Annotated in this window: 8 protein-coding genes; 1 reads left to right on the top strand and 7 read right to left on the bottom strand. The window is 42.3% G+C overall.

Annotated elements, in window-relative coordinates; all coding sequences use genetic code 11:
* Positions 1–212 precede the first annotated feature (212 nt).
* Positions 213–1,049: a recombinase family protein gene (locus U9O96_05070; GenBank protein ID MEA2054470.1), complete on the top strand. Its 837-nt coding sequence runs from the start codon at positions 213–215 to the stop codon at positions 1,047–1,049.
* Between the two features lie 148 nt (positions 1,050–1,197).
* Here the strand turns inward: U9O96_05070 and U9O96_05065 are convergent, their stop codons facing one another.
* From U9O96_05065 to U9O96_05035, 7 genes are all read right to left on the bottom strand, one after another.
* Positions 1,198–1,479, bottom strand: a complete 282-nt coding sequence (locus tag U9O96_05065) for a signal recognition particle subunit SRP19/SEC65 family protein (protein ID MEA2054469.1) — start codon at positions 1,477–1,479, stop codon at positions 1,198–1,200.
* Positions 1,472–1,858 (bottom strand): 30S ribosomal protein S8e, encoded by a 387-nt coding sequence (locus U9O96_05060; protein ID MEA2054468.1) that lies wholly within the window; start codon positions 1,856–1,858, stop codon positions 1,472–1,474. Before U9O96_05060 ends, U9O96_05065 begins: the two co-directional genes overlap by 8 nt.
* Positions 1,842–2,747, bottom strand: a complete 906-nt coding sequence (gene porB, locus U9O96_05055) for a pyruvate synthase subunit PorB (protein MEA2054467.1) — start codon at positions 2,745–2,747, stop codon at positions 1,842–1,844. The genes U9O96_05060 and porB overlap by 17 nt, the downstream gene beginning before the upstream one ends.
* A 5-nt stretch (positions 2,748–2,752) precedes the next feature.
* The gene (porA, locus tag U9O96_05050; protein MEA2054466.1) at positions 2,753–3,940 is read right to left on the bottom strand and encodes a pyruvate synthase subunit PorA; all 1,188 of its coding nucleotides are present in this window, start codon (positions 3,938–3,940) and stop codon (positions 2,753–2,755) included.
* A 4-nt stretch (positions 3,941–3,944) separates the two neighbouring features.
* Complete coding sequence (locus U9O96_05045) at positions 3,945–4,220, bottom strand: 4Fe-4S binding protein (protein ID MEA2054465.1); 276 nt, start codon at positions 4,218–4,220, stop codon at positions 3,945–3,947.
* 1 nt (position 4,221) lies between these two features.
* Complete coding sequence (locus U9O96_05040) at positions 4,222–4,776, bottom strand: 2-oxoacid:acceptor oxidoreductase family protein (protein ID MEA2054464.1); 555 nt, start codon at positions 4,774–4,776, stop codon at positions 4,222–4,224.
* A gap of 84 nt (positions 4,777–4,860) precedes the next feature.
* Positions 4,861–6,387 (bottom strand): hypothetical protein, encoded by a 1,527-nt coding sequence (locus U9O96_05035; GenBank protein MEA2054463.1) that lies wholly within the window; start codon positions 6,385–6,387, stop codon positions 4,861–4,863.
* Positions 6,388–6,524: the final 137 nt, after the last annotated feature.

The following is a 6,524-nucleotide window of genomic DNA, read 5'->3' as shown; positions in this document are numbered from 1 at the left end:
AAGGTAAATAAAAAAGTGGGAAGGCGTATTCAAAATTTTGTTGAATCCTGCAGATCATTTCTCAAATCATTTTTCCGGTCTGCTTATGGCTTTTTTCATTTTTTGACTACTTTTTCAAAGCATTCTTTCCGTTAAAATTTCATAAAACTTATATAAAATGCAGGCAATCAAAGTGTCCGACGGTAAACCGATGGACACTTGGGGATGAAAAAATGAAGAGAGTTACCATATATACGCGTGTTTCAACAGAAGACCAAGCAAAAGAGGGCTTCTCACTTGACGCCCAGATGGAAAAGCTGAAATCATACTGCAATGCAAGGGGGTGGGAAATTGTGAAGGAATGCATAGACAACGGCTACAGCGGCAGAGACATAAATCGCCCTGCCTACAAAAAGATGATGGAGGAAATAGACGAGTGGGATGTATTGCTTGTAATGAAAATGGACAGAATTCACAGAAACAGCAAAAATTTCATGTTGATGATGGAAAATTTAAACGAAAATGGCAAGGAATTTGTGTCAATGACTGAAAGCCTCGACACATCAACTGCCATGGGCAGGTTCGTCATGGACATAATCCAGCGCATAGCCCAGCTGGAGAGCGAGCAGATAGGGGAGCGGGTATATGTCGGCATGCGACAGAAGGCAAAGGACGGCAAAGGCATATTGGGATCACCTGCGCCATATGGATACGATTACAAAGATGGACATTTCGTGGAAATAAAAGACGAAATGGAAATTGTCAAAAAAATATACGAAATGTATTTGGACGGAAAACCACTGGAGGATATCTCAAAATGGCTGAAAAAAAGAGGAGTGACAACGAAAAGAGGAGGGAAATGGAATAAAAAGACCGTGTCAAGGATACTTTCCAATCCGATTTACTGCGGGCTCATCGAATGGGAAGATATAATAGCTCCCGGAAACCATGGAAGTACAATAGATATAGAGGAATTCAATAAAGTCCAGAAAATCAAGCATGAACGGGCACGACGTAAAGGCAAAAATTTTGTCATAAGCGATTCCCTTAAAAAAGAGGTTTTATCATAAAAATAGTGTAAGGGTATTAAATAAATAAAATTGGTACACTTAGTCTAGTCTAATACAATAATTATGTTCGAAAATACCCGGCAGCAGAAGTGTTTTCACAAAATAACAATATTTAGTATAGGTAGTATATATACTGCATTCACTTAATTTAGCTCTTTCTGTTTTTTGACATGTGGAGGGCAATATCCTTCAAAATTTTTGTTTTTTTCTTTGTCCTGTCAACCAGCACACATCCCTCCTTTTTCCACCATCTGCCTGGATATGCCTTTTCCTCTTTCTGGGGATTAAGCCCCATTTTTCTCGCCGCATTCATTATCTCCTCGACAGATGCGTTTGGAACAGCATTATCTCTTGGGATGCGTCTCCCTTCTTTTTTTGTCTTTCTTCGGTCGAAGTATATGGGCCACAGCACGTATTTTTCTTCAGGCATTTTGCTTTATCAAAACGGCGTTAACACACCCGTCCTGCCCGGGGCGAGAAGTGACCTTTGCCTTTCCAATCTCTGTTTCTATAATAGAACCTTTGGTGATTATATCTCTCCTGACATAATGCGGGTTCGCCGGATTTTCAAGCACATCTTTTATTTCCACTTTCTTCGTTTCATTTGTTTTCGGGTCTGTCACATTCGCCACCTTTGTCGCAAGCACACGGACTCTTATATTTTTGCCCCTTACCCTGACTTTCTTGTGCCTTACCTCTCCCATAACAGGAAGGTTTTGTTCTCTTCCCAGTTCGTACCTTCTTTTTTTTCTTGCGAGTTTCAATCTCCCTCCAGTTTCTTTTCTTCTCGATTTACCTTGCCATCTCATTTAATCCCTCTAACCATTTCCATTTTTCGTCAACATCTTTTTGTATTTTATTCAATATGTCCGTTCTTCTCTCCGGCTTGAACAGATGTCTGAATCTCCCCTGCATTTTAAGGTATTTCTCCACAGGTTTTCTCTCTTTCGGTCTGTAAGTAACTTTTATGTTGTTTAAGTCCGGACCTTCCACCTCCCATAAAACAAATACGCCTGTTTCAACAGCCATTCTTGATAACTCAACTGTCAACTCACTCGGATATCTCCATCCTGTAGGACACGGAGAAAATATGTGCACGAATGAAGGACCATCAACGTCAACAGCTTTTTTCACCTTTCTTTTAAGATCCCTGTAATTCGCTATAGCAGCCGTTGCAGTATAGGGTATGTCATGGGCAGCCACTATCGATGCTATCGGCTTTTTCTTCTGTTTCTTCCCAATGCTTACCTTTCCCGCTGGAGATGTTGTCGTCGATGCAGCAAAGGGCGTAGATGAACATCGTTGTATCCCCGTATTCATATATGCCTCGTTGTCAAAAACAATATAAGTTACATTGTTCCCTCTCTCCAGCATGCCGCTAAGGGCTTGAAATCCGATATCAAAAGTTCCACCGTCCCCGCCAAATGCAAGAATGTTTATACCGCTTCTTTTCCCAAGTTTTTTGAGAGCGACATCTATACCGGAGGCAACTGCTGCTGCGTTTTCAAATGCGGTATGAATCCAGGGAACCTTCCATGCAGTTTCTGGATATGCTGTTGTCATAACTTCGAGACATCCTGTTACGTTAGCAATAATCGTATTCGGTCCCGCTGCCTGTAGAACCATCCTGACCGCAATAGCTTCGCCGCACCCGGCGCAGCCCCTGTGTCCCGACGCAAATAATTCATCGCTTGCCATTTTTATCACCCCCGAAGTTCCCCCTTAAGATTTATCCAATTTACCATTTTATCAGCTTTTCCTTTTTTAATGGATGCCTCGGCCTTATCTGTCATTGCGGAAAAAGCATCTTGTGTTACATCTCTGCCGCCGAGCCCCAGAATGAAATCCATGAGTATGGGATTTTCCTTTTCGTTTATCAATGCACCTGCCACCTCGCCAAAGACTGCCCCTCCGAAACCAAAAGAGATGTTTCTGTCCACAACCGCAAGGACTTTTGCCTTCTTTGAAAGGGCCTTTATTTCATCAAACGGGAACGGCCTGAATACTGTAAGTTTTGCGGCCCCTACTTTAATTCCTTTCTCTCTCAATTTGTCAACTGCAGCCCTTGCTGTACCGCTCATGGAGCCCATCGTCAGAAAGATGATATCTGCATCATCCGTCCTGTATTCGCTTAACTTTTCGTATTTCCTGCTGAATTTGCTGTAAAATTCTGAAAAGACCTCATCTATCACTTCTTCTGCATTTTTCATTGCTTCCCACTGCTGGTACTTGAATTCCGTGTAATATGCAGGCGTACCAAAGGAGCCGAATGTTATCGGATTTTTTACATCGAGCGTGTAAACCGGCTTATATGGCGGTAGAAATTTGTCCACTTCTTCCTGCAGAGGGACGTCAACGCCTTCCATCGTATGCGTTAAAACGAAGGCATCTAAGCCAACCATCGACGGCAGTAGCACACGGTGATCTTCAGAAATTTTAAATGCCATGATCATGAGGTCTAAAGCATTCTGATTATTCTCCGCATAAAACTGGAGCCAACCGCTATCTCTTTCTGCAATGGTATCCTGGTGGTCACACCATATATTTATCGGAGCGGATAAAGCCCTGTTTCCTACCGCAGTCACTATCGGCAATCTCATTCCAGATGCGATAAAAAGCATCTCGCTCATGAGTTTTAATCCCTGGGAGGCGGTTGCAGTTGCAACTCTTGCTCCGGAAGCACTTGCCCCTATCGCCGCACTCATTGCACTGTGTTCCGATTCTACTAAAAGAAGCTCGGCATCCATTTCTCCATTTGCTATATACGTTGATATTTGCTCCGGGAAAAGTGTCGAAGGCGTTATGGGATATGCTGGAACAACATCAACCTTCACCAGTTTGGCGGCCACCGCCGTTGCAAAATTTCCCTTAACAACCTGTTTTGTACCCATTATATCACTTCTCCTCCGTAACCATTTCTAAAGCATCGAAAGGGCATTCATGGGCACATATTCCACATCCCTTGCAGTAGTCGTAATCTATCCTTATCGTTTTCTTTGCTTTCGCATCTGCAGGTTCTATTGCACCATCTGGACAGAACTGCCAGCATGTGTTGCAGAATTTGCATTTTTCTTCAATAAGAATGGGTTTCAATGTTCTCCACGAGCCCGTCTTATAATTCATTGAACTTCCTGGAGTTGTTATAACGGCACCGATATTCACTTTTTCCATATTATACACCCACCACTTTTTCATAGGCTGATTTCGCAGCCAGAACATTTTCTTCTTTTTTTGCAGGCGACATATCCATTACGGCTTTGGTTACAGAATCAATGGAAACGTTTCCTATGGCTCTTGCATATGCGCCCAGAATTGCAGTGTTTACTATGGGATTTGTCTTGGTTCCCAGCCTGTGTTCAAGAGCAATTTCAGTAGCGTCCACGGTATAAATTTTTGCATCTCCAATGTCAAATTCCGACGGTTTCCTTTTCGTATTTATTATAACCTTTCCTCCTGCTTTAAGGCCGCCCCCGACATTTGCTTCCTTCAATTCGATAAGGCTCGTGTCCTGGATGATGACAGCGTCAGGCTCATATATCTGGTATTTTATATCTATTGGCTTATCGTCCATTCTCAAAAAGGCTGCAACTGGAGCGCCTCTTCGTTCAACGCCGAAAATAGGGAAAGCCTGTATGTACTTTCCTTCGCTAAAGGCGGCAACAGAAAGGATGTTGGCAGCAGTGACAGCACCCTGCCCACCTCTTCCATGAAAACGTACTTCATACATGAGAATCTGTGCATGAAATAAGGAACTACTACATAAAATTTAGCCTTGGAATTAAAACATAAAAGGGGATGAGATTATGGTGGGTTATATGTACGGGCTGAAAATCCTTGCCATCAATAAAAGCCAGTTATGCAGATTATTCAGAATTTTTTGTATGTGAAACTGATATATCATAGGCATTGATACAACCAAGGGGTCAGACCATTCGCTTTCTGCCCCATTTGTATCTTTGGCTTTGACTTTTATGCTGTAATTGTCCGTCTCAGACCACGTATGGGATGCATTTACGGTCTGCCCTGAATCATACGGACCCAACCATCCGCTGGTAGTACCATCAGCCCAGTCAAAAAGGTAGTAAACTTGATCTCCGTCTGTATCTGTTGTAGATGAGGAATAGGAGTAAGACGTCCCGATATTTCCGGATGTCGGGCCAGATGGTCTGCTTGGTTTATCTGGTGGATTATTTACAGAAGCGGTTGTTGTAAATGTCCATGTTGATCCAGTAGTTGAGTGATTGTGATTGTCAAATGCAACGATTCTCCAGTAATATGTGGTATTGTAGTTTAATGCGCCAGGGTCATACGTCATACTCGATTGACCGGTTGCAACACTGGGCGGATTTGAATCTGTACCAAAATAAACGTCATAGACAACAGGATTGCCGTCAGGATCACCGCCGGTCCAACTTAAGTGGGTATTCACATCGACATTATCTGATCCATTTGCTGGATTTGGATTACCCGGCTGGTATGGCGGCTCGTTGGGCGGTTTTAAATTTGTGTCCGTCAGTCCGGCACTCAATTCATTCAAGTCCCAGTATAAACTCTCGTTGTACCACATCCGTATGTTGTTATATACCGCCTTGATAACGTTACTGGCTGCCGGGGAATACCAAAATTCGTATTGTGATCCAATGCCAGAAACATGAAAAGCATCCCTGTATGTCCCAGCAGGAACAGTTATCGTTTCTTTAGCAGTACACGTTAAACCATGTTCTGCTATGTATACAGGAAAATCATAATCGATTGTGTATGGTATCGCAAGTGAAACTTCTCCATTCACGTAAAGCCAAAATGTCATTACGGGAACAGTCCATGTTTCGTTAACGTTTATTGGGAAATTATATGGAGAAACAACAGGGGTAACATTCTGCTTCACTCCTAAATCAGCCCAAAATGGGTTGGTTACCATCTGCCGTTTTATTTCCCCTTCAATGTGCACATCATATACTTTTTCTATTGCAAGATTAGACTTTCCAATATCTGCCTTTCCACCAATAACAGCATTCTGTATATTTCCCTCGATTATGCCTGCAAGTGATATAGACCCAGTCATGCCTCCATTAAAAGTTAGAATATAATTTTCACTGCCAACCTCCGTGACCTCAAATTTCAAATGTAGAGTTATGTCGGCAGAAGCACCCGATGCTTCATATGATATACCCATGTTATATGTCCAATAGTTTCCGACTTCCCAGGCCGGGACATCCGCATCACCATTGCCAAGCGAAATTTGATTTTCCTTCATTTGCCAGATATTGTCCCCTATAATATCTGTTGCCGGTATAAAAGAAGCAATCAACACAATACATACAAATATGCCAATTTTCATGTTATCTCCCAAATATTCAACGGAAAAATGTTTATATACATTGCGATAGAATTTATCGCGCAATATTTTGCCTTTTCAAATACGGTCTATTTACTTTTTTGAAAGGTAATCTTTTATCGCTTCGTGCAGTCCATCTG

This window comes from Candidatus Thermoplasmatota archaeon, from assembly GCA_034660695.1.
Taxonomy (GTDB): Archaea; Thermoplasmatota; E2; order UBA202; family DSCA01; genus JAYEJS01.
Note: the sequence above shows the minus strand (reverse complement) of the source record. Positions and strands in the feature narration are given on the sequence as shown.